Origin of the sequence: Nocardia sp. CA-107356, from assembly GCF_050946365.1 — a bacterium.
Classification (GTDB): domain Bacteria; phylum Actinomycetota; class Actinomycetes; order Mycobacteriales; family Mycobacteriaceae; genus Nocardia.
In genome coordinates this window covers 9,751,923-9,772,181 of the sequence record NZ_CP191992.1, presented here as the reverse complement: position 1 = coordinate 9,772,181, position 20,259 = coordinate 9,751,923, and the positions used below count along the sequence as shown (strand labels likewise).

The following is a 20,259-nucleotide window of genomic DNA, read 5'->3' as shown; positions in this document are numbered from 1 at the left end:
TGTCAGACTGCGTCCCCCAGAGGAAGCAGCCTAACAAGAACGGGTTATACCAACGGTTTTCACCACATCACGGGCAACTCCTCCACACCGCCGGTGAAGCTGCTGGTTCGCATCGGCACGGCGGCCGGTGCGACGGCCAGGCGCATGGTCGGGAAGCGGGTCACCAATTGGGTGAAGACGGTATGCAACTCGATGCGGGCCAACGGCGCGCCGATGCAGTGGCGTGCACCGTAGCCGAAGGTCAGATGGGAGCCGTCCTTTCGGGTCACATCGACGCGGTCGGGATCGGTGAATACCGTCGGATCATGGTTGGCCGCGGTCAGATCCAGTAGTACGAGATCGCCGGCGCTGACCTCGTTGCCGTCGATTTCCATATCGGTGCGCGCGTAGCGGGGCATCTGGGTGGCGTCGGCCGTGCGCAGCAGTTCTTCGATCGCGGTCGGCACGAGTTCGGGATCGTCCACCAGGGCCTGCCATTGGTCGAGATTTTCCAGCAGCCGTTTGGCGCCGACCCCGATCTGGACCACCGTGGTCTCGTGGCCGCCGAACAATAGGCCGAGGCCGAGCGTCGCGATGCCCTGATCCGACAGATCGTCCCTGGCGCACAGCTGCGAAAGCACGTCATCGGCCTGGTCGCGGCGTTTGCGTTGGACCAATGTCATGAAGTATTCGAATAATCCGGCGACACCCTGCTGCACCTTGGCGCCGTCGTGCTGTTCGCCGAGTGCCTCGGTCCAGGCGCGGAACTGATCGCGGTCCGCATAGGGCACACCGAGTAGTTCACAGATGACCAGCAGCGGCAGCGGCAGCGCAACGGCGGTGTGCAGATCGGCGGGGGAGCCCTTCGCGGCCATCTCGTCGAACAATCGCGTGGTGAGTTCTTCGACCCTGGGCCGCAATTCGCGCATCCGTCGCGGTGAGAAGAACGGCACCACCAACTCGCGCAGTCGCGCCTGATCGGCCGGTTCGGTCTCGAAATTGCCGAGCGGGCCGCCGAAGAACACCGAATCCGATACCCGCGCGGCGGTTTCCGGAGCGGGATGGGCCCGGCCGAGGCGCGAATCGGCGAATAACGTCCGCACCTGCGCGTAGCTGGTGGCCAACCAGCCTTCGTCGCCGAGCGCGGTTCGGGTCCGCTGGATGGTGTCACCCGTCACGGGGCAGCTCATATGCGCTGATTCCACGGTCACTCCTTGGAGTTCTTGGGTAAGAAGGTCATTCGGCCAAACGCACGCGCAGCAGATTGCCGCTGGTTGTGCCGACGAGGAATTCCCTTTCGGTGTCACGCGATACGACGATCGAGGTCATCGGCTCGCCGGTCAGCACAGTGCACGTCGAGTGATCCGCCGGGTCGATGCGTACGAGTCGGCCGGAGGTGGTTGCGTCATAGAGCAGGCCGTCCGGGCCGATGGCCAGATCGTCGGGCAGTGGTGGGGCGCCGGGTCCGGCGGCCAGATCCGCGACGACGCTGGCGTGCGACGGATCGTCGAGCGGGATACGCAGGATGCGGCCGTTCGGGCTGAGATACAGCGTGACGTAGAGTGCGTCGCCGTCGACCAGAATCCCATCGGCACCGAAATGCTGTGCCCGGTCCGACCATTCGGTGTCGATGCGGCCGTCGGGTCGGATCCGGACGACGCCTTTCGAGGTGTCGGCGACGAAAAGGTTTCCCGCCGTATCGAATGCGGCGCCATTGGCCATGCCGAGGCCGGAGGCGAAGATCTCGGCCTGCGGCGCCTCGGCGGAGGGATCGATGCGGACGACCCCGCCACCGGTCGAGCCGGGTACCAGATTGGTCGGGAAATTCCCGTATGTCACGTAAATCTGCTGGTCCGGGCCGAGTTTCACCGCTCCGGGATAGGACACCGCGACCCTCGCGGTAATGCGGCCGGACGGGTCATAGCGCACCACTTCGTTGCGTCGCACCCGCGAGACCCACAGGTCGCCGCGCGCGTCATAGGCCAGACCCTCGGCCCAGTCCTCATCACGCACGGTGGCGGCCGCGAAGACGGTCGCGGTGGCGGTTCCACACGAAACTGTTTCGGCCGCAGCCGAAATCGGAAGTACACCGACGATCGCGCAGGCGATCGCGGTGCCGATCCGTGCCGCGTTCACCATGCGACGGGCAATGAGGTCAGGCCCTTGGTGACAACGTTCTCGCGCACCTGCAGCTCATCGGGGTCGACCGTCAGATGCAGTGTCGGGAAGCGGGAGATCAGCTGACCGAAGGCCACTTGCAATTCGATGCGCGCCAATGGTGCGCCGGTGCAGTAGTGCAGGCCGTAGCCGAACGCCAGATGCGCACCCTCCGAGCGGGTTACGTCGAGTTGGCGCGAGTCGGTGAAGACCGCAGGATCGTGGTTGGCCGAATCGACATCCAGCAGCACCAGATCGCCCGTCCGGACCGTGACGCCGTCGATCTCCATATCACTGCGCGCATACCGGGCGAAGGCGGTGGAATCGTGCACGCGCAGCAGTTCCTCGATCGCACCGGGCACCAGCTCCGGTTGGTCGACCAGTTTCTGCCACTGCTGCGGATTCCGCAGCAATTGCACGGTGCACAGGCCGATCTCGACGACCGTGGTTTCGTGCCCGGCCAAGAGCAGTCCCATGGCCAGCGTCGCGATGGCATCGTCGGCCAGGTCCGGCACCTCGCACAGTTTCGCGATCACGCCCTCGCCGGGTTCGCGGCGCAGCCGTTCGACCAGCGACTTGCAGTAGAGGAACCATTCGGCTCCGGCCTGTCCCGATTTCGCGCCGTCGGTGGTGTCGAACAGCGCCTCGCTCCAGGTGCGGAACTGCGCGCGGTCCTCGTACGGCACACCGAGTAGTTCGCTGATGACCAGCAGCGGCAGTGGTTCCGCGAAGGCCTTGTGCAGGTCGGCGGGTGAGCCCTTTTCGGCCATATCGTCGAGCAGTTGGGCGGTGAACGCGGCCACCCGCGGCGTCAGCTCGCGCATCCGCTTGGCCGAGAACAGTGGATTCAGCAGTCCGCGCATCCGCGCGTTATCGGCGGGCTCGGTCTCGAAGTTCCCGAAGGGGCGGCCGAAGAACACCGACTCCGACGACCGCGCCGCCGTTTCCGGTGTCGGGTGCGAGCGGCCGAGACGCACATCGGTGAACAGTTCCTTCACCTTGTGATAGCCGGTGACCTTCCAGGCTTCGTCGCCGGTAGCGGTGCGGACCCGGCCGATCGAGGTGGGCTCGGCGTCTTTGCCGGTGAAGGGGCAGACGAGTTCCGACGAATCTGCGGTCATGGCTCACTCCTCGAGCTACACGCGAACTTGTACAAGTCAACTTAAACATAGCCGGTTGTATCATTCCACTTGAACAAGGGAGGGATGTCTTGCCGAAGAACCCCACGCCCGCGGTGGCACCCGCGCGACGCATGCCACGCGCCGAGCGCCGCGAACAGATCCTCGCCGCCGCCACCCGCGCCGTCGCCCGAAATGGTTTCAGCGCAACGAGTCTCGATGACATCGCCGCCGAAGCCGGTATCACGCACGTGATTCTCTACCGGCACTTCGCCTCGAAGGCCGATCTGTATCGTGCGGTGCTCGAACGGGCGTATATCCGACTCGGCGATGCGGTCGGGACCGAAAATATCGACGGCACCAGCATTTCCGCGTTGCTGACGGCCGCCGCCGCGGATCCGGAGGCCTTTCGCCTGCTGTTTCGCCATGCGGTCCGGGAACCCGAATTCCGCGATGTCACCGATCTGGTCCGCAGCTATTCGACGCTGCTCGCCCAGCGCTATCTCACCACCGCGATCGCGGACGGACCGTGGCAGGACTGGGCGGCGCAGGTCATCCCCGCCTTCATCCTGGACGCGGTGATCGCCTGGCTCGATGTCGGCCAACCGGATCTCGATGATGCCGCCACGCGGATCGGTCGTGCCGCGCTGGCGCTGATCGAGGTTGCGCAAAGCGGTGCCGGGCAAAAGGATTGAGGCCGAACACCTGACATCATCCCGAGGAGGAGCATGGGCGATTCAGTATCGCGTAGCGATTCGATGAGGGGTGGCGGTCCGGTGACGGGTGAGCTGCGGGTGCCGACTCTTGCCGAGTTCGTCCGCACGCGGCGGCAGCATCCGACCGCCGCGCATCCGACCGGTCTGAGTCGACAGCAACTGGCCGAGGCGATCCACTCGAGCGTCGGCTACCTCGCCAAAATCGAACAGGGCGGGGCGTTCAATCCGAGCCCGTCGGTGCTCGACGCGCTCGCCGATGTCTTCGGACTGGACGAGGACGAGCGCATGCATCTGTATCACCTTGCGCAGCAGCGGTTCAGCGGTCGCGGACCGCAACCGCCAGGTCCAGCCGTCAGCAAGACGCTCGACGCCTTGGCCCCGCATCTGGCGGCCGCACTGGATGACGGCTGGCGCGTCATCGAGTGCAACGCGGCCTTCGACGAGGCGTTTCCGGGTCTGCACCCCAACGGAAATGTGTTGCGGTGGATGTTCACCGATCCCCGCGCACGCCTGGTGATCGAGGAATGGGAGCGCGAGGCCGACCTGATGGTCGGGCGCTTCCGTGGCCATGCGGGTCGCGCCGGTGCTCGAGCCGATGTCCAGCTGCTCCTGCGAGAACTGGGCGCTCAACCCGACTTTCACCGCCTGTGGAACACCGGCCGGGTATACATCGGCCGCCGCGACCCGACGATTCGGCTCCGGAATCGCAAGACGGGCAAGCCGTTCGAGATTCACGTCCAACGATTCCGCACCACATTGCCCGAGGCGACCCGTCAACTGTTCGTCGGACTGGTCGCAGACGACGCGACCGGGTAATGGCATCCGCTCGCTCCGAGCCGGAGGCAGTTGTATGTCTCCTGTTGGCCGGTGACCTCGAGTCCGAGTTCGTCGAGTCGGCAGAAGGTGGTCAGATCAGCGCAGGCGACGCCCGCGCCGACGGTAGCGGGCACCGTCGAGGTCTTCCGGATGGGCGGCGTAGGAACCTCCATCCTCGGGAGAGTTCGACCTCTATCGGGCTCTCGACGCGCTGAACCACGACCGCCCGGCTCGACGTCACACTCCGTCCACCCCGAGTGTGAAGAGCCGGACAGGTGATCCGGGGTAAACAAACGTCGCCCGGATTCTCGAGTCTCGGGCGCAACCGCGGTCTGCCGGGGCCGGTGATCGTCCGGTGGTGTTCGGCCTATCAGGCGCGGTCGTGGAGAGTGACCTGGTAGCCGTCGGGGTCGGCGAAGGTGAATGTCCGACCGAAGGGGCCATCGATCGGTGCGGAGACGATGGTGTGACCGTCGGCGACGAGAGCATCGTGAATGGCCTGCACGTCTGTGGCGTGGAGCCAGATCGCGGCACCGATGCCGGGCTGAGCAACGGATGCGAGATCGGTGCCGGGAACGACGTCGCGGAGTGCGAACGCGATCGGCTTCGTCTCGAAGACAACGGCGTGCGGAGGTCCGGCCTGCGAGCGGACGAGGCCGAGGTACTGCTCGTAGAACGCCTGCGAAGCATCGAGGTCGCGCGCTTGGAGCGAGATGAAGTCGGGGCCGGTGACGGGCATGATGATGCTCCTTAGTCTGTGTCAGTTTTCTGACACGTCAATCTATGTCAGAATACTGACATGAGTCAAGACGGTGTCGACCTGCAGACGTCACTGGGCTACCTGCTGAAAGAGGCGTCGAGCACTCTCCGCGCAGCCATGGAGGAGGTGTTGCGGCCGCTCGGGATGAGCGTGACGCACTACTCCTGCCTCGAGCTGCTGGCTCAACGACCGGGCTTGTCGAACTCCGAGCTCGCACGGGGCGCGTTCGTGACACGGCAGTCGATGAACGTGCTGCTCCAGGCCCTGGAACGAGAGGGCTTCGTCACCAGACCTGCAGAGGCGCCCGTCGGGAAAGTTCTTCCCACGCGGCTCACGCCTCGCGGCCGACGGAGCCTCGAGAAGGCAACCGTAGCGGTCCGGTCCGTCGAGGTCAGAATGCTGGCCGGCCTGACCGAGACCGAGCAGTCAGGCGCATTCCGGATCCTGCAGAGCATGATCCATTCCCTGCGCGATGGCAACGACGGTGCATAGCTCGTTCTCCGGCGCACGTCTCGCCGCGCCCGGATAGCAGTGCAGCCGAGCATGAAAGTCCGTGCAGGCAACCTCGAAACCGACAGACCCGACTACACCCTCTTCTGCGATGAGCCCGAAATCCATTGTGGAAGAACACACTTCATGCACAGATCCCGCCCGATGACACCGCCGGACCGCAATGCCCACCATCACCGCCCGAGACGCCGCGGCTGCCCGAAACCCAGCCGCCGAGGGCAGTCGAAGGGTGGTTCGGTGCTGGCTGGCCAACGACCATTTGACTGCCCTCGGCGGTCGGCCGGTGCTTTGTTGGCGGTTATTCAGGGTGTCGGTTGGGTTGTGTCATGCGGGTGATTTCGCGGACGATTGTTGTCTGGTCGCATGGTGCGATGTGGAATTCGTTGTACTGGTGGCGATACCAGTAGCGGCCGTCGCCGTCGATGTCGAACCAGTTCAGGCGGTCTCGGGTGGGGGAATTGCGTAGGTCGCGGACGCATTCCACGGTTCCTGAACCCGAGCGTGGGGCGCGGAGGAGGCGGCTGATTCGGTCGGAGGTGGTTTCCTTGGTGCCGGTCCAAGATTCGAGGTTGTTGAGGAGTCGGTTGGTGTCCTCGACCAAGGGCGAATGGTTGCCGGGTGCGACATTGCCGAGCACGGCCGTGAAAACCCTTGGCACGGTTGTCGGGGTGCCGACTTCGATCACCACGTTTGCGCCGAAATCTGGTGTGGGGCCGGGTCTTTGGACCAGGGTTACGCCGATGTCGGTGTCGATGGCGCCGTAGGCGCGCAGTGGGCGTCGTCGGGTGCCGATGAGTGCCAGCGATGTTTCGGGATGGGCGGCCAGACGCAATACGGCGGTGAGGTCCGGATCGTCGCCGAGGGGGAGGCGTTGCTCCAGTTCGCTTGTGAGGCGGTCGAATTCATCCTCCCACCGCACCGACGCGATCAGGCGTAGGGGGAATGGGTAGCGGTCGGCACCTGTTTCGCGCCAGATGTGCATGAATTCGTCGGGGGTGAATTCCCACTTCACCGGCGCTGGTCCTGGTTGTGTGGACGCTGCGGCGCATCCGGTCGGGTCGCGGGGGCGTCGTCCCCGATGACCTGCGGGACCTGGGGATTCTGCGGGCCGAGTAGTTCTTCTTCGTGATCGCCGATGAGATAGTCGGGAGTTTTTCGATTCGACTCGGTGTCGTCTTTCTTTCCCGCACCGGGCGACATCATGCCCGGCATGCCGGATCGACCCGTCGTCGCGCTGGTCGATGCGCTGCTGGTGGCCGCCGCGGCGGTGCTCGCGCCGACCGGCAGCCCGGAAACGCTGCGTCCTGGGCTGCCCGAGCCCGGCCCGCTGGTCCCGCCCGGTGTGGCGGTGGTGCTGCCGGGACTCACCGGCCGCGTGCCTGAACTGGTCGTCGTGCTGGCAGGTGATGTGCTGGCGGGTGATGTGCTGGTGGTGGCGCCAGGATTGGTTGTGGTCTCCGGTGTGCGGTTTGTGCTCGACTGTTGCGCGTCAGTCGAATTCGAGTCCAGTCCTGAGGTCTGAGTCGCGTTCGGATCGCTCGGCGATGGCTCGTTTGTGCTCTGGCCGCCATCGTTGCCGGTGCCACCGCCGTTGTTCGTACCGCCGGTGCGCGGTCCACCAGTGCCGCCGGTACCGCCACTATCGCCGCCGGGTCCGCCACCCGGTGCCTGTACGGGGACGAAGGTCGGGATGCCGTTCCCGGCGGGACCGTAAGACGGCTTGTAGTTGTTGTTCATGGTGTCGATCGCCGTGCGGTGGAGCGCTTCGACGCCGCGTTGATAGGCAACCTGGTCGCCGTCCTGGGAGCTGGCCAGTCCGGCTCCTACCGCGGCGATGATGATCTGCGCCGGATCCATGGTGCTCGGCGAGCCGGTGCCCGATTGCGACGCGGCCGTCGGCGGCACGGATGCCTTGACCACCTCGGCGGCGTGCGCGGCGGCCTTGATGCGGTGCCCGCAGGTGCTGATCACCTCCTGCACATCGCTGGCCTGCTGGTAGAACTTCTGCGCGGCCGCGAGTGCGGCATCGGCCGTCTTGCCCTCCATACCTGTGGTGAGCGCCTTCTGGATGGAGAGCTGCGCGCCGAGCAGCCCGCCGCTGAGGGTGTCGGCGATGCTGATCCAGGTGTCGGCCTGCTGGTGCATGATCCCCGGACTCATCGCCTGGGCATTTCGGTAGATCTCTTCGTGTGTGATGCCCTCGAACTGTTCCATCCGGGTGATGTACGTCGGATCCGCGCCGTCGTAAGAGATGGACTGCTGAGTCTGCTGTGCACCCTGCTGCTGGGTGTGCGAAAGTGTGCTCGGTTGGGCGGTATTCGGCTTCTTGTCGGAGAAGAAGGTGCCGAGTGCGGCGGGATCATCGTTGATATTGAGGTAGCCGGGGCCGGTCATGGTCAGTTGTCCTTGCCGATTTCCGGTTCGATCGTGGTGGCGATGTTCTGGATGCCGTCGCAGGGGGCGGTACTGCGGGGGGCGCGGTCGGTCAGGTCGACGGCGACTTGCACAAATCCGACCTTCGTTCGCAGGTCGATCTGGCAGCCACGAGGAGTTGCGGGGTCTCGGACCAACAGGGCTTGGCGGCCGTTGACGGTGGTCGGCTCGCTGTAGGAACCGACCTTGGCGAGGTCTTCCTCCCAGGTCGCGTTTCCGGAGTCGACGGCGAGGTCCTGAAGAGTGGACGAGAAGTCACAGGCTAGAAAGCTGTACTCCGCGACGAGGTCTCGACCGCGTTTTCGAGATGTGGGATCGAATCCAGCTTTCTGAATGGTGTCGTCGCTGATCCATGTGCACGGGTCGAAGACCACCTTGGGACGCCCTGTGCTGGCGGTGTACTTGTTGTCTTGTGACGGTGGTTGCAGTTTCGGATTGGTGAGTGTCGTACGGGCAGATTGTGTTCCGGTGGATGAAGCTGTGGCCTGAGCGAGGTCGGTCGGATGCGGTGTGACGTCGTCGGTGCTTGAACAGCCCACGGAGATCGTCACAGTTGCCAATGCGAGCAGAGCTATCCAAGCAGTGCGGATGGTTGTCATGTCTGGGGCACCTCCGAGGTGGCCGTGTTGATCGAGCGCGCAAACATTGTGTCGGCTTCCTCTACCAACTGACCGGCGCGGAGGTAGGCCGCTGCCATTTTCAGCGCTGCCTCCTTGATCCCATTGAGCGCTTCGGTTGTCTGCACAGCCTTGCTCGAAAACCCTGACTGTAGTTGCTGAGCCGAGTCGAATCCCCCGAAGCCTTCGTGGCGGTGCAACCCCCTTGACATTCGGATCTGTGGTTCCAGCGTCGTATCGATGAACCTCGTGTACACCTCGGCGCATCGTCGGGCAGCGTCGGCTTCCATCCGGAATGTCCCCGCTTCGGCCTGTTGGTACAGCGCGTTCGCAGTCGACTGCCCCACGTCCATCGACAGACCCTCCCTCTCTGCTCGTCCGCCTAATCTACTGGACGCATGAATCGGCCGATCGGTTCCATTGGAACGCGCGGGCGCTGCGAATGGGATCGATGCTGGGGGTTCAGCTCGCGTCGCGCCGTGAAGGTGATGGTCGCCCCGGTCCGGTGTTCTATCTCGGGCGGTCTGTGAATCGCGCGGGCGCCGCGAACAGGATCGCCGTGGGGCGAGTTGGGCTGTGAATCGTTGTGGGATGCAATGCTTTCTGGGGTTATGTGCTGATTGCATGAGAATTCGCGATGTTGGTCCTCGGCGAGATTGCGGCGTGCTGTGCTGGGCCGAACAACGCGAAACCTGTAGGGAGGCGGGCATGTCGGAGAACGGATCGACGCTGGCACGGCGGCAGTTGGGGAAGTACCTGCGCGATGGGCGGGAGGGGTGCGGACTCACACTCCAACAGGCATCTGCACTGATTCAGCGCAGTGCCAGCACGCTACAGCGCATCGAGAAGGGGGCGGTGGCGAATCTACGCGAGGTGGACCTCGAGGCGCTGTGCAAGATCTACGTGTTCGATGCGGACTTCACATCTGCAATGAAAGGACTTGCGGCACAAGGCAGCGAACTGAGCTGGTGGTGTGAATACGACGATGTGATTCCGAAGGACTTCGACTTCTTCGTGGGACTGGAGGCATCGGCGCAGCGCCTGACAACCTACGAGCCCGAACTCGTGCCAGGATTGTTGCAGTCACCGGCCTATGCCAGCGCGGTATTCGACTCCTGTTGCCCAGAGGACACAGCCGACGAGCATGCGCGCAGGGTGCAATTGCGGATGCGGCGCCAGAGCAGAATCACGCGCAAGTATCAGCCAGCGACACTTGATGTGATCCTGCGAGAATCGGTTCTGCGGGGCATCGTAGGCGGGCCGAGGATCATGGCTGCGCAGCTGAAACACCTGGCGGACTTCGGCACTCGGCCCAACATCAGCATTCGGATCCTTCCGTTCAACGTGGGGTTCCCACTTGGAGAGGCGGTTGGTCCGTTCGTCATCCTCGAGTTCGGCGCTGACAAGTTGGGGCAGCTGATCGATCCGCCTGTTGTCTACACCGAATCGTTTACAGGGGACTTGTATCTTGCAAAACCAACCGCAGTTCGGCGCTACCATGAGGCGTACGAGACCCTGCGCCGATGCGCGTTGGACGCGGAGGCCAGCAGGGCCATGCTGCGGAAGGTGGCGAAGGAATATGCGGCGTGAAGGTGAGCTATTGAGTGGGACGTGGTTCAAGAGCAGCTACAGCGGTGGTAATGGGAACTGCGTCGAAGTTGCCTTCCTCTCGAACGACCTTGTCGGCGTTCGTGATTCGAAGAACCTGTCCGGTCCGACATTGACGTTCACCTCGGCCGAGTGGTCGGAGTTCACGTCTGCGGCGACTCGCGGCGAGTTCGACGCCTGACCCTCGTCGGCAACGCAATCGGCCCGCCGGGCTCTGCTCAGACAGATGGCGAAGGAGTACGCGTCCTGATGGTTGATCTTTCGAACGCGAAGTGGTTCAAGAGCAGTCGCAGCGGTGGGGACAAGGCTTGCGTGGAAGTCGCGTTTCTCGCGAACGACCTTGTCGGCGTTCGTGATTCGAAGAACCCGTCCGGTCCGGCGTTGCTGTTCACCTCGGCCGAGTGGTCGGCCTTCACGACCGCAGCAACTCGCGGCCAGTTCGACGCCTGACGCCTCGGCCTTCGCTGCTCGCAGCAGCGACTCAGTCGATTCCGCGCCGAGTTGTGCGATCTCGCAAGCTGAGCTTTCGCGGTGCCGGTCAGTGGGCTCCGGGTGGCGGTGTTTGTGGGTCAGGGTCCGGGCCATGCACGATGTGGAGCAGTGCGAGGGCTGCTCCCGGAGCGCTTCACCAAGCTTCGCCGCATCTCCCGCCGCGCCATGTCGGCCGCTCCTCGGGCTCGTCCAAGGCCCATGCCGTGGAACAGGCCGAGATCGTCGCCGAGGCGTTCGAGCCGACAGCGTAGTTTCGCCGACTGCCGCCGGGCCGAACCTGCTCTCCCCGAGAGCGATTCGGCCCGGCGTCGTCATGCCCCGCTCGCATAGACGTCGCCGAGTAGCCCCCCACCTTGTGAGCGAAGCAGGGGGTTCGCCCCGGCCAAAGCATTTCGGTTGTTCCCGAGAAGGTGCGTGACGTCGGCAAATACGTCTACGACCTGGCCGAGGCGCTGCGGTCGGCGCTGGATTCCGCAGCCAAGGGTGTGGACGCGGTAGCCGAGGGAAGCTGGACCGGTGACGCCGCAACCGAGTTCGCCACCGCTGGACAGAAGTTCACGACGGCGGCGTTCAGATCAGCACGGCGTTGACCGGTATGGCCGAGAAGCTTGGCGTCACCGCCGACCCATACCAGGACCAAGACCAGAACACTACCTCCACCATTGGTCTCCACCGCCACAACCACGGCGAACGCCTTGAACCATTACGGCCACATCCTCGAAGCCAAGGGCTACAACCTCGGGATCGCCAACCGCTACAACCCGGCACCCGAGCGTCCCACCCAACCGGTCCCGATCTTCGTCGGCAAACAGCAGACCCCGCCGCTGCGAGTTCGTACACAAACCCAAGACCAACTCGCGCCCGATGCGCGAGTTCCTACGTCACGCCGAGGTACGGAGCAGAGGCAAAGGTTCAGCACTCATTGGGCGTCAACTATCCTCTTTGTCAACTCGAGGAGGAACTGGGCGGCCTTGTGCTTGTTTTCATCGGTCAGATGCAGGACTCCGCTCGCAGTCTGCGTAGTGTTTTCCTCGATCTGGAGTTCCGAATTCCATTCGCCGATTCGTGTGGCGAAAACTACTTGAGGAGTTGGATTTCCTAGATCCGTCCGCCAATCCCACACCCAGACTGTTTTGCCCATTTCAGTCGTTTCTACGAAGAACTTTTTGCGGTTTTCGATGGGAGTAGGGTCGTTCGGTGCTTGGTGTATTTCGAACCGGCCGTTGCTTCTCTGGGTCTGACTGTTAGTTATGGTGCAGCTCCCACTGGGCGAGATGATCGTATCTTTGCCGAGGAACGCTACCGACCCCAAGTCTACTGCTTGTAACTCGCCACTGAAGAAAGCCATCAGCGAGTTACACAGTTCCTCTTGTGTCACGCCAGCATGAGCCTCAGGTGATGAGGTGGGCGACGCCGAAGGCGAATTGGAACACCCGGTCGCCAGCGTAAGAGCGGCTGCGGCGACCATTATCATCCTGCCAGTTCTCATCGCGGAATCTCCGTCATCTAGCTAGATAGTCCAGTCCGATTTATCACCGTCGGTTGCCGTTACCGACGCATCGCCGATTGCAACACGGACCCCTTCAATGCCCTTGCCGTAGCTCTCGACGACAGCGGGAGGCCATTTGTTTGCAGGGAGACCCTTTGTTGAGTCCAATGCCAGTTTTTGGCGGTCGCGCATGTCCCGATATCGGTTGGTCGATGGCGCTGAATCTGGACTGGCAAACCTACTAATACGCCGGTAAACAGTGCTAAACTCTCGCCGACGAAATCGGCCGAGCCGTATGCGCGCTACGACAGAGCCCTCCATGACTGCGACAAGCTGGCAGGCGATTCCGACGACGTGGTGGAGTGGCAACGCCTACGACAAGCACGCCATCGAAGAGGCAAAGGTTCAGCACTCATTGGGCGTCAACTATCCTCTTTGTCAACTCGAGGAGGAACTGGGCAGCCTTGTGCTTGGTTTCATCGGTCGGTTGCAGGGCTCCGCTCGCAGTCTGTGTCGTTTTTTGCTCGATTTCGAGTTCTGAATTCCATTCGCCGATTCGTGTGGCGAACTTCAGTACTGGAGTTTCAAACCTTGCGTCTCCCCGCGAATCCCACACCCAAACTGTTTCGCCCATTTCAGTCGTTCTTTCAAAAAATTGTCTGAAGTTTCCGGTTGGATCAGTATCGTTCGGGGCTTGGTGTATTGTGAAATGACCGTTGCTTCTCTGGCTCTGACTGTTGGTGACGGTGCACCACCCACTGATCGAGATGATTGTATCTGCGCTGACTAGCGGTACCGACCGCACGTCTACTGCTTGCAACTCGTCACTGAAGAAAGCCGTCAGCGAGTTGCACAAATCCGCCTGCGTCACGCCAGCATGAGCCGCGGGCGATGAGGGTGGCGACGCCGAAGGCGAATTGGAACACCCGGTTGCCAGCAGAAGAGCGACTACGGCGACCATTATCATCCTGCCGATCCTCATCGCGGAATCTCCGTCATCTAAATAGTCCAGTCCGATTTGTCGCCGTCGGTTGCCGTCACCGATGCATCGCCGATCGCAACACGAACCCCTTCAATGCCCTTGCCGTAGCTCTCGACGACAGCGGGAGGCCATTTGTTTGCAGGGAGGCCCCTTTGCGCCACTAGGGCCCCGTGTATTTTGTTACCCTCGATCATATTCGACTGAGCGTTATCGGCGACGGACTTGGTTATGCCCAGGATGAACGTCTTCGATGCCTGCACAGCGCTCACCAGATCAGTCGAAGCCGAGATCCAACCCATAGGAAAATCAAAAGCAGACTTGATATAAGAACCTGTCAGCGCCGTGACTTTCGATACCAGATCCTGCGCTTTCGTGGCAAGGTCGGTGTATAGGGTCAACTCATTCTTGGCGACTGTTTCCAGACTTACCGCAATCTGCAGGCACACTTCAGCCGTTGAGTCTAATGCAATTTTCTGGCGGTCGCGCATGTCCCGATATCGATTGGATGCATCCCCTTGCCATTCAGTATATAAGGCTGTTTCAGAATATGCGGTAGTTGCATTAATTATGTCGCCATTCATCTTGCGCCATTCATCCGCGTATTCAATGAATTTGACCGGAACCTCGAGCCCAGGATTGATCTCCACGAGCTTGTCCCAAGTCTCGCCTAGGGCGTTATTGATCTTGTCGCGGTTGTCCCAAATCTTATCAACAAGGTCTTCTGTAGTGAGGGCGCTACCAAAGTTGCCGGTGAGTACTCCGCCATATCCGTTGGCTCGGATCATCGCTACTATGTGTCCGTGCCAATCCTGGACAACCTCCGGCAGATTGCCAATATCGCTCTGGCTCGACCGAATGGCCACTATCTGTTTGATCAACTCGTCGCGGCTGGTGGTCACAGTTCCCCCGCCTTACCGTCCAGTGCGTGCTTACCGGCCTGATCCTCCGCTTCATACGTATCGTGAGCGTACTGCAGCACCTGAGCAATATCGGAGAACACAGTCTGGCCTTCGAGCATTCTGTCGAGGAAGTAACCAGGAGCGGGCCTGTACTTGTCCATTGTAAGGCCGAACGCACCGGCCTGGACCTCGGTGATGTCGACGTTGAAGGTCCTCGCGGCCGCGTGGCTGAGATGCTCGGCGGCCTCCTTCCATTTGTTCACCGCGTGTTGCATCAAATTGAGCGAAACTACCAGTTTGTCAGACAAATCATCCCACCCTTTCATCGAAAAGTCGCTCCCGATGGCGGTCTAAATGGTATTCGAGATCAGCATCGGCATATCGTGAATAGTCCCCCCGGACCTCGAACCTCGGGCGCAACGAACGGATCTGATCAGCGCACCACAATATTTCGTCGGCGATTTGATATGACTCGGCGGAACCGGCCCATTCCGGCCATACCGTGATCGACTGTAGGTAGGTACGGTCGGCGCTCACCCTAACGGGATGCTCGTCATGAAACACCACACTGCCGTACACGTCGTACCCGGCGTCTCTGATCATCCTGCTGGACACATCGCTGTACTGCTCCCAGGTCTCGGTGTCGAGCAGCAACATCAGAACCGTTCGGTGGTCGGGAACCGCCGTGTCCGAAACCTCTTGCGGGGACGGCCAACGACCGGAGGAGTACAACCGCGCCAGACGTAGCGACACCGCCCCCCTATATGCCAGCATCAGCTCCTCGGCGACCTCATGGGGACCGACAGATCTGCTCCACCCCGAGCTGAATTCGATACGGACAGGAAGAAATCCGCGATCGAGTTCCATAGATGCGAACGACGATCCGGTGGAAGGCGGCTCCAGGGGCGGCTTGGCTTCCTGGTTGCGCTGTTCGGCTCGTCGCGAAGTCGGCTGTGAGAGGGGAGGTTCGGGCTTCGGAACGGTAGGCGTCGGCGCAGCCGCGGCAGGAGTCCGATTGGGCCGCTGCCTGTCGAGAGGCGCATCATCCCAGAATTCATCGGGATCGTCGTAATGATTGTAGAAACCTTGGACCGCCATCACAGCGACCGCTGGCCACTGATGCGGACACAATTCTCTCTGACTGGAATTGGCATCGAACCCCCATTTTGTGCATGCCTGCTGCCGTTCTGCCGACAGCCGTCACCCTCTCCGCCATCACCCTCTCCGCCGTCGATCGTTTTGTCAACCGGGATCGCCAGTGAGACCACGTGGAAGCCCTTGTGAGCCAAGCGACTTCATGCCAGGCGGGCCTGGATCAGGCAGTGTGCGTCGCGATCGCGTTCTGCTCGAATGACCTGGTCGGCGTTCGTGATTCGACAACCGGTTCGTTCCGGCGTTGCTGTTCACCTCGGCCGACTGGGCTGCCTGCACGACCGTGGCAACTCGCGACGAGTTCGACCCCTGCCTCTCCTAGCGCCCGCTTCGCAGGGGTGTCCGCCGATCCCACGCCGAGTTGGGCGATCACGGCGTGTAATGCTGGCGGCGGACGGGCTTGTGGTCACCCGGATCAGATTGTCCGAGAACAGCCCTCGGCGTCGCGGCGGGCCGGGCCGGTTCGCGTCACGGAGCGCCAGGAGTCCTGCACGGTGGAATGCAGCCTGGAAGGGCGCAGGGCACGCGCCCGCCACTGTCTCGATGTACCTTTGGTCCAAGCGTCGCTCGCCCACTGTGAGCGACGGACATCCAAGAGGTGGGGGATTCGTGGTTGTCGTCTGAGCGCACTTGTTCGCCGCGCAGTATCGAGTGCGGCTGACGCCGAGCGCTATGAAATGCTGAACCTCACCGTGGACTGTAATGCCCGCGAGACGGTTCGTATGGATCGATCGAGCGCCAGGACGTCGAGATATACGGCGGTGTGACGATCACTGCCCCGGATTATTCGTTGGAGTGCCGGCACCGCGTCGGGACGTGGTCGAGTCGGCCGGGGTGATCGAAGGTAGCCGAATGGAAGTCAACTCGACAGGAAGCCGAGTAAAAAGTACCGTCTACGCGTTGACCGCTGCGGTAATCGCGGGATTCAGTGCATTGCTGTGGCACAGCTTGCTGGTGACCAGCCTCGATGAGATCGAGTACAGCGAACTCGATATCATCGCGCTGGCTGTCAACGCTGTGATCGCAGTCCTTGTGATTCCCGTCATCTGGTTGGGCTACCGGGCCCCTCGCCTTGTGCATATTGCCGCGATCGCAATGCTGTCGTCAAGTATCGCGACCCTGGCAGTCCTCTTTCTAATGGAAGCCGCTCGTTTCCACAGCAATTTTTCGCTGCTATACGCCGTTACCGTAGGATCCATCGGCACGTTTGCGGCGCTGGTCCTCCTGCACCTCTGGCGCGGCATTCAGTGAGGTACTGGTGTACGAACGCCGCATTCGCGGCATGCAACGCCATCTTCGACTGGAAAACTGCCCTGCTTCGCGATCAGCGAAACCCGCTACGACTGAGTCGGCCCACCGAAAGGGTCGAAACCAGCGACGTGAGACACGCTCTCGCGTTTTGTCAACCGGATCGCCAGTGAGGCCACGTGGAAGCCACTGTGAGCCAACCGACTTTCAAGCCAGGCGTTCCAGGCGCGAAGTCCCGCAGGGCCTCGGTGGAGGAAGGAGATCGCAGATAGCCCGCCACTGAGCCTTTCCGGGGAGTGGTGGTGTCGGCAGCCTGAGCTGCCGACACGCCGGAAAGTTTTGGGGTCCAGCGAGAAAGCGTAGAACCCCGGGTATGAAGGTGGTCCGTCCAAAGATCAACTCGGCCCGCCGGTGGCAGGTTCCGGCGGGCCGACGTGCGGATCCCGGGTCAGGCAGGAGTTTCCGCGAGGAGTGAGCCGATGGCTCGCAGGTGATCGGTGGCCGCGCCGAGTGCGAATTCATTGTGTTTGGCGGCGGTGAAGTAGTTGTGCGCGATGTGGTCGCGGTCGATGCCGACGCCGCCGTGCACATGAACTACGGTGTGCGCCACCCGGTGTCCGGCGTCGGCGGCCCAGAACTTGGCGGTGTGCACCGCTTCGGCGCTCGCCAGATCTTCGGAGACCCGCCAGGCGGCCTGGGTGACCGCCAGCCGCAGGCCCTGGACGTCGATGTAGGCGTCGGCGAGGCGCTGGGCGACGGCCTGGAAGCTGCCGACCGCCTTGCCGAATTGTTCACGCTCGCGGGCATATTCGGCGACCAGCTCGAGTGCGCGTTCGAGGGTGCCCAGCTGCTGAGCGCTCAGGCCGAGCCAGGCGCGGGTGAGGATCCAGTCCAGGATCTCGGCGCCGTCGGCCACCGTCGCGACCAATTCGGCCGGGGTGTCATGGAATTCGACGCCGAACTCGGCGCTGAAGTCGACTACTTGCTGAGCGGTCACATTGACCGTCGCATCGGTCGGATCCACCAGGAAGAGTGCGGCAGCTCCGGAAACCGTGGCGGGGATCAGGATTCGGGCCGCGCGGTCGGCATAGGGCACCGTGGTCTTGGCGCCGGTGAGTCGCCAGCCGCCATCGGCCTCGTGCGCCACCGTGGTCGGTTTGGTCGGCTCCCAATTGTGTTCCTCGGCGAGTCCGGCGGTCAGGATGACGCTGCCTTCGCCTGCCTGGCGCGCCCAATCCTGTTGGGCGTCCGAGCCGAAACGCGCGAGCGCGCCCGCGCCGACCACGATCGACCACAGGTACGGCACCGCGGCGACATGCCTGCCGAGTTCCCGCAGCACGGCGCTCTGCTCGAGTGCGCCGAAGTCGCCGCCGCCCACCGACTCGGGCAATGCGGCGGCCAGCACGCCGGTCTCGCTGAGTGACCGCCACAGCGGCTCGTCGAAGCGGCCCTCGGCGTCGAGTTCACGGATCCGGTCGGCGGTGACCAATTTGGCGCAGACCTCGGCGGTCAGGCGGGTCAGGTCGAGCTGAGCTTCGGTGGGGGTGAAATCCATGGTGTCTACCTGCTTTCTGCGGTGCGAGCGACGGGCCCGGAGGCGGTAGCTTGCGTGACCACGTGGGGCCCTGAGCACCGCGATCGAATACAGCTCAGCGCGCCGCGGCTGGTTGCTTCAGTGCGGTCATGGCGATGATGTCGCGCTGGACCTCGTTGGTGCCGCCGCCGAAGGTGAGGATCAGCGCGGCGCGGTGGAACCGCTCCAACCGTCCGCGCAGTTCCGCGCCGGGGGAGTCCTGCCGCAGGTATGCCGTCGGGCCGAGGATTTCCATCAGCAGGCGGTAGGCCTCGGTGGCGAGTTCGGTGCCGTAGACCTTGCAGGTCGAGGCGTCCCACGGCCGTGGCGCGGCATCGCCGCCCGCATCGGCCCGGCTGGCGATCTCCCAGTTCAGCAGCTTGAGGTATTCGACCTTGGCCTGCACCCTGGCCAGATTGAGCCGCACCCATTCCTGGTCGATCACCCGGGAACCGTCGCCCGCCTTGGTATTGCGGGCCCATTCGGTGGTCTGGTTCAGCGCCACCGTGAGCGGTCCGGCGGAGGTCAGCGCGACGCGTTCGTGGTTGAGCTGATTGGTGATCAGCGCCCAGCCGCCGTTCTCCTGGCCGACCAGCGAGCTGGTGGGGACCCGGACGTCCTGGTAGTAGGTGGCGCTGGTGTCCGGACCGGCCATGGTGTGCACCGGGGTCCAGGAGAAGCCCTCGGCACTGGTCGGCACGATGAGCATGCTGATGCCCTTGTGCTTCCTGACGTTGGGGTCCGTACGCACTGCCAGCCATATGTAATCGGCGTAGGCGATCAGGCTGGTCCACATCTTCTGGCCGTTGATGACGTAGTCGTCGCCGTCGCGCACGGCGGTGGTGCGCAGGCTGGCCAGGTCGGTGCCCGCGCCCGGCTCCGAATAGCCGATGGAGAAGTGCAGTTCGCCCGCGGCGATCTTGGGCAGGAAGAACTTCTTCTGTTCCTCGCTGCCGTAGTGCATGATCGTCGGCGCAACCGAGTTGATGGTGAGGAAGGGCACCGGCGCGCCCGCAATGGCCGCCTCATCGGTGAAGATCAGCTGATCCATGGTCGGGCGATCCTGCCCGCCGAACTCCTTGGGCCAGGCCAGGGTGAGCCAGCCGTCGCGACCCATTTCCTGGACCACCTCGCGGTAGACGTTGCCGTGCCCGTACTCGCCGGTGGTCGCGCTCAGCGCGGCTCGACGCTCCGGGGTGATCAGCCGCGCGAAGTAGTCACGCAGCTCCGCGCGGAGCTGTTCCTGCTGCGGCGTGTACGCAATGCGCATGGCAGTACCTCTCGGGGGATGGTCAGCCGACGGAGCTTGCGGAGTCGGCGGGGGTGGGTATGGCGGAGCCTTCGTTCGATGTCGGTGAACCGATCATTGCATATGAACTGAAACATGTTCCAGTATTGCGGGCGAATGTGGTCGATGACGTCGCACGACATCACATCGTGTTGTTAGGCTTCGATCAGAGCATCAGTGAAGGAGTTGTCATGAAGGTCAGTGTGGATCTGGACCAGTGCGAAGCCAACGGAATCTGTGTCGGAATCGCCCCCGACGTCTTTGAACTCGATGACGACGACATGCTGCACATCGTGGTCGGCGAGGTGGCGCCGGATCGGCTCGATGATGTCCGCGACGCGGTCGCCCAGTGCCCGAAAGCGGCCCTCCGGCTGCAGTGACGGGCGCTTGCCGTAAATAGGAACACGTTCTAGAGTCGGCCC

General features: G+C 62.9%; 24 protein-coding genes. 9 read left to right on the top strand and 15 right to left on the bottom strand.

Going from position 1 to position 20,259, the window contains the following annotated elements; all coding sequences use genetic code 11:
• Positions 1 to 59: 59 nt before the first annotated feature.
• From ACQP1G_RS43925 to ACQP1G_RS43915, 3 genes are read right to left on the bottom strand one after another with little or no spacing between them, the layout of a single operon-like run.
• Positions 60 to 1,169 (bottom strand): cytochrome P450, encoded by a 1,110-nt coding sequence (locus ACQP1G_RS43925; protein ID WP_433209359.1) that lies wholly within the window; start codon positions 1,167 to 1,169, stop codon positions 60 to 62.
• A gap of 46 nt (positions 1,170 to 1,215) precedes the next feature.
• A complete protein-coding gene (locus ACQP1G_RS43920) occupies positions 1,216 to 2,118 on the bottom strand; it encodes an SMP-30/gluconolactonase/LRE family protein (protein WP_433196316.1) in 903 nt (300 codons plus the stop codon).
• The gene (locus tag ACQP1G_RS43915; RefSeq protein WP_433196314.1) at positions 2,112 to 3,257 is read right to left on the bottom strand and encodes a cytochrome P450; all 1,146 of its coding nucleotides are present in this window, start codon (positions 3,255 to 3,257) and stop codon (positions 2,112 to 2,114) included. The genes ACQP1G_RS43920 and ACQP1G_RS43915 overlap by 7 nt, the downstream gene beginning before the upstream one ends.
• An 89-nt stretch (positions 3,258 to 3,346) precedes the next feature.
• Here ACQP1G_RS43915 and ACQP1G_RS43910 point away from each other — a divergent pair, with 89 nt between their 5' ends.
• On the top strand, positions 3,347 to 3,949 hold the full coding sequence (locus ACQP1G_RS43910) for a TetR/AcrR family transcriptional regulator (RefSeq protein WP_433196312.1): 603 nt from the start codon (positions 3,347 to 3,349) through the stop codon (positions 3,947 to 3,949).
• Positions 3,950 to 3,982: 33 nt separating this feature from the next.
• Positions 3,983 to 4,786 carry a helix-turn-helix transcriptional regulator gene (locus ACQP1G_RS43905; protein ID WP_433196310.1) on the top strand — a complete coding sequence of 268 codons (804 nt, stop codon included), beginning with the start codon at positions 3,983 to 3,985 and terminating at the stop codon, positions 4,784 to 4,786.
• Positions 4,787 to 5,156: 370 nt separating this feature from the next.
• On the opposite strand, the gene ACQP1G_RS43900 is transcribed toward ACQP1G_RS43905, so the two are convergent.
• Positions 5,157 to 5,525, bottom strand: coding sequence for a VOC family protein (locus ACQP1G_RS43900; protein WP_171397831.1), 369 nt, complete (start codon positions 5,523 to 5,525; stop codon positions 5,157 to 5,159).
• 60 nt (positions 5,526 to 5,585) lie between these two features.
• Between ACQP1G_RS43900 and ACQP1G_RS43895 the strand changes: the two genes are divergently transcribed.
• Positions 5,586 to 6,038 carry a MarR family winged helix-turn-helix transcriptional regulator gene (locus ACQP1G_RS43895; protein WP_433196308.1) on the top strand — a complete coding sequence of 151 codons (453 nt, stop codon included), beginning with the start codon at positions 5,586 to 5,588 and terminating at the stop codon, positions 6,036 to 6,038.
• A 316-nt stretch (positions 6,039 to 6,354) separates the two neighbouring features.
• Here ACQP1G_RS43895 and ACQP1G_RS43890 read toward each other — a convergent pair whose 3' ends face one another.
• Genes ACQP1G_RS43890 through ACQP1G_RS43875 form a run of 4 tightly spaced genes read right to left on the bottom strand, consistent with a single transcriptional unit; the run spans position 6,355 to position 9,459 of the window.
• A complete protein-coding gene (locus ACQP1G_RS43890; protein WP_433196306.1) occupies positions 6,355 to 7,068 on the bottom strand; it encodes an ESX secretion-associated protein EspG in 714 nt (237 codons plus the stop codon).
• On the bottom strand, positions 7,065 to 8,450 hold the full coding sequence (locus ACQP1G_RS43885) for a hypothetical protein (protein ID WP_433196304.1): 1,386 nt from the start codon (positions 8,448 to 8,450) through the stop codon (positions 7,065 to 7,067). The genes ACQP1G_RS43890 and ACQP1G_RS43885 overlap by 4 nt, the downstream gene beginning before the upstream one ends.
• Positions 8,451 to 8,452: 2 nt before the next feature.
• The gene (locus ACQP1G_RS43880; RefSeq protein ID WP_433196302.1) at positions 8,453 to 9,088 is read right to left on the bottom strand and encodes a DUF3558 domain-containing protein; all 636 of its coding nucleotides are present in this window, start codon (positions 9,086 to 9,088) and stop codon (positions 8,453 to 8,455) included.
• Positions 9,085 to 9,459: a hypothetical protein gene (locus ACQP1G_RS43875; protein ID WP_433196300.1), complete on the bottom strand. Its 375-nt coding sequence runs from the start codon at positions 9,457 to 9,459 to the stop codon at positions 9,085 to 9,087. Before ACQP1G_RS43875 ends, ACQP1G_RS43880 begins: the two co-directional genes overlap by 4 nt.
• Before the next feature lie 355 nt (positions 9,460 to 9,814).
• Here ACQP1G_RS43875 and ACQP1G_RS43870 point away from each other — a divergent pair, with 355 nt between their 5' ends.
• The 4 genes from ACQP1G_RS43870 to ACQP1G_RS43855 all read left to right on the top strand — a co-directional run bounded on the left by ACQP1G_RS43870 (position 9,815) and on the right by ACQP1G_RS43855 (position 11,796).
• On the top strand, positions 9,815 to 10,696 hold the full coding sequence (locus tag ACQP1G_RS43870; protein ID WP_433196298.1) for a helix-turn-helix domain-containing protein: 882 nt from the start codon (positions 9,815 to 9,817) through the stop codon (positions 10,694 to 10,696).
• On the top strand, positions 10,686 to 10,895 hold the full coding sequence (locus ACQP1G_RS43865) for a DUF397 domain-containing protein (protein ID WP_433196296.1): 210 nt from the start codon (positions 10,686 to 10,688) through the stop codon (positions 10,893 to 10,895). The genes ACQP1G_RS43870 and ACQP1G_RS43865 overlap by 11 nt, the downstream gene beginning before the upstream one ends.
• A 68-nt stretch (positions 10,896 to 10,963) precedes the next feature.
• Positions 10,964 to 11,164, top strand: a complete 201-nt coding sequence (locus tag ACQP1G_RS43860) for a DUF397 domain-containing protein (protein ID WP_433196294.1) — start codon at positions 10,964 to 10,966, stop codon at positions 11,162 to 11,164.
• Positions 11,165 to 11,616: 452 nt separating this feature from the next.
• Positions 11,617 to 11,796 (top strand): hypothetical protein, encoded by a 180-nt coding sequence (locus ACQP1G_RS43855; protein WP_433196292.1) that lies wholly within the window; start codon positions 11,617 to 11,619, stop codon positions 11,794 to 11,796.
• A 329-nt stretch (positions 11,797 to 12,125) separates the two neighbouring features.
• Here ACQP1G_RS43855 and ACQP1G_RS43850 read toward each other — a convergent pair whose 3' ends face one another.
• The 5 genes from ACQP1G_RS43850 to ACQP1G_RS43830 all read right to left on the bottom strand — a co-directional run bounded on the left by ACQP1G_RS43850 (position 12,126) and on the right by ACQP1G_RS43830 (position 15,674).
• Positions 12,126 to 12,695: a hypothetical protein gene (locus tag ACQP1G_RS43850; protein ID WP_433196290.1), complete on the bottom strand. Its 570-nt coding sequence runs from the start codon at positions 12,693 to 12,695 to the stop codon at positions 12,126 to 12,128.
• A gap of 412 nt (positions 12,696 to 13,107) precedes the next feature.
• Positions 13,108 to 13,566, bottom strand: a complete 459-nt coding sequence (locus tag ACQP1G_RS43845; RefSeq protein ID WP_433196288.1) for a hypothetical protein — start codon at positions 13,564 to 13,566, stop codon at positions 13,108 to 13,110.
• Positions 13,567 to 13,694: 128 nt separating this feature from the next.
• Positions 13,695 to 14,576 carry a hypothetical protein gene (locus ACQP1G_RS43840; RefSeq protein WP_433196287.1) on the bottom strand — a complete coding sequence of 294 codons (882 nt, stop codon included), beginning with the start codon at positions 14,574 to 14,576 and terminating at the stop codon, positions 13,695 to 13,697.
• Complete coding sequence (locus ACQP1G_RS43835) at positions 14,573 to 14,884, bottom strand: hypothetical protein (protein WP_433196285.1); 312 nt, start codon at positions 14,882 to 14,884, stop codon at positions 14,573 to 14,575. The genes ACQP1G_RS43840 and ACQP1G_RS43835 overlap by 4 nt, the downstream gene beginning before the upstream one ends.
• A 1-nt stretch (position 14,885) precedes the next feature.
• Positions 14,886 to 15,674, bottom strand: a complete 789-nt coding sequence (locus ACQP1G_RS43830; protein WP_433196283.1) for a hypothetical protein — start codon at positions 15,672 to 15,674, stop codon at positions 14,886 to 14,888.
• Positions 15,675 to 16,580: 906 nt separating this feature from the next.
• Here ACQP1G_RS43830 and ACQP1G_RS43825 point away from each other — a divergent pair.
• Entirely contained in the window at positions 16,581 to 16,979 is a 399-nt protein-coding gene (locus ACQP1G_RS43825; protein WP_433196281.1) for a hypothetical protein, read from the top strand.
• Positions 16,980 to 17,424: 445 nt separating this feature from the next.
• On the opposite strand, the gene ACQP1G_RS43820 is transcribed toward ACQP1G_RS43825, so the two are convergent.
• Both ACQP1G_RS43820 and ACQP1G_RS43815 read right to left on the bottom strand, forming a co-directional pair.
• Positions 17,425 to 18,531, bottom strand: a complete 1,107-nt coding sequence (locus ACQP1G_RS43820; RefSeq protein WP_433196279.1) for an acyl-CoA dehydrogenase family protein — start codon at positions 18,529 to 18,531, stop codon at positions 17,425 to 17,427.
• A 94-nt stretch (positions 18,532 to 18,625) separates the two neighbouring features.
• Complete coding sequence (locus ACQP1G_RS43815) at positions 18,626 to 19,819, bottom strand: acyl-CoA dehydrogenase family protein (RefSeq protein WP_433196277.1); 1,194 nt, start codon at positions 19,817 to 19,819, stop codon at positions 18,626 to 18,628.
• A gap of 209 nt (positions 19,820 to 20,028) precedes the next feature.
• On the opposite strand from ACQP1G_RS43815, the gene ACQP1G_RS43810 reads away from it, so the two are divergent.
• Positions 20,029 to 20,217 carry a ferredoxin gene (locus ACQP1G_RS43810; RefSeq protein WP_433196275.1) on the top strand — a complete coding sequence of 63 codons (189 nt, stop codon included), beginning with the start codon at positions 20,029 to 20,031 and terminating at the stop codon, positions 20,215 to 20,217.
• Positions 20,218 to 20,259 lie beyond the last annotated feature (42 nt).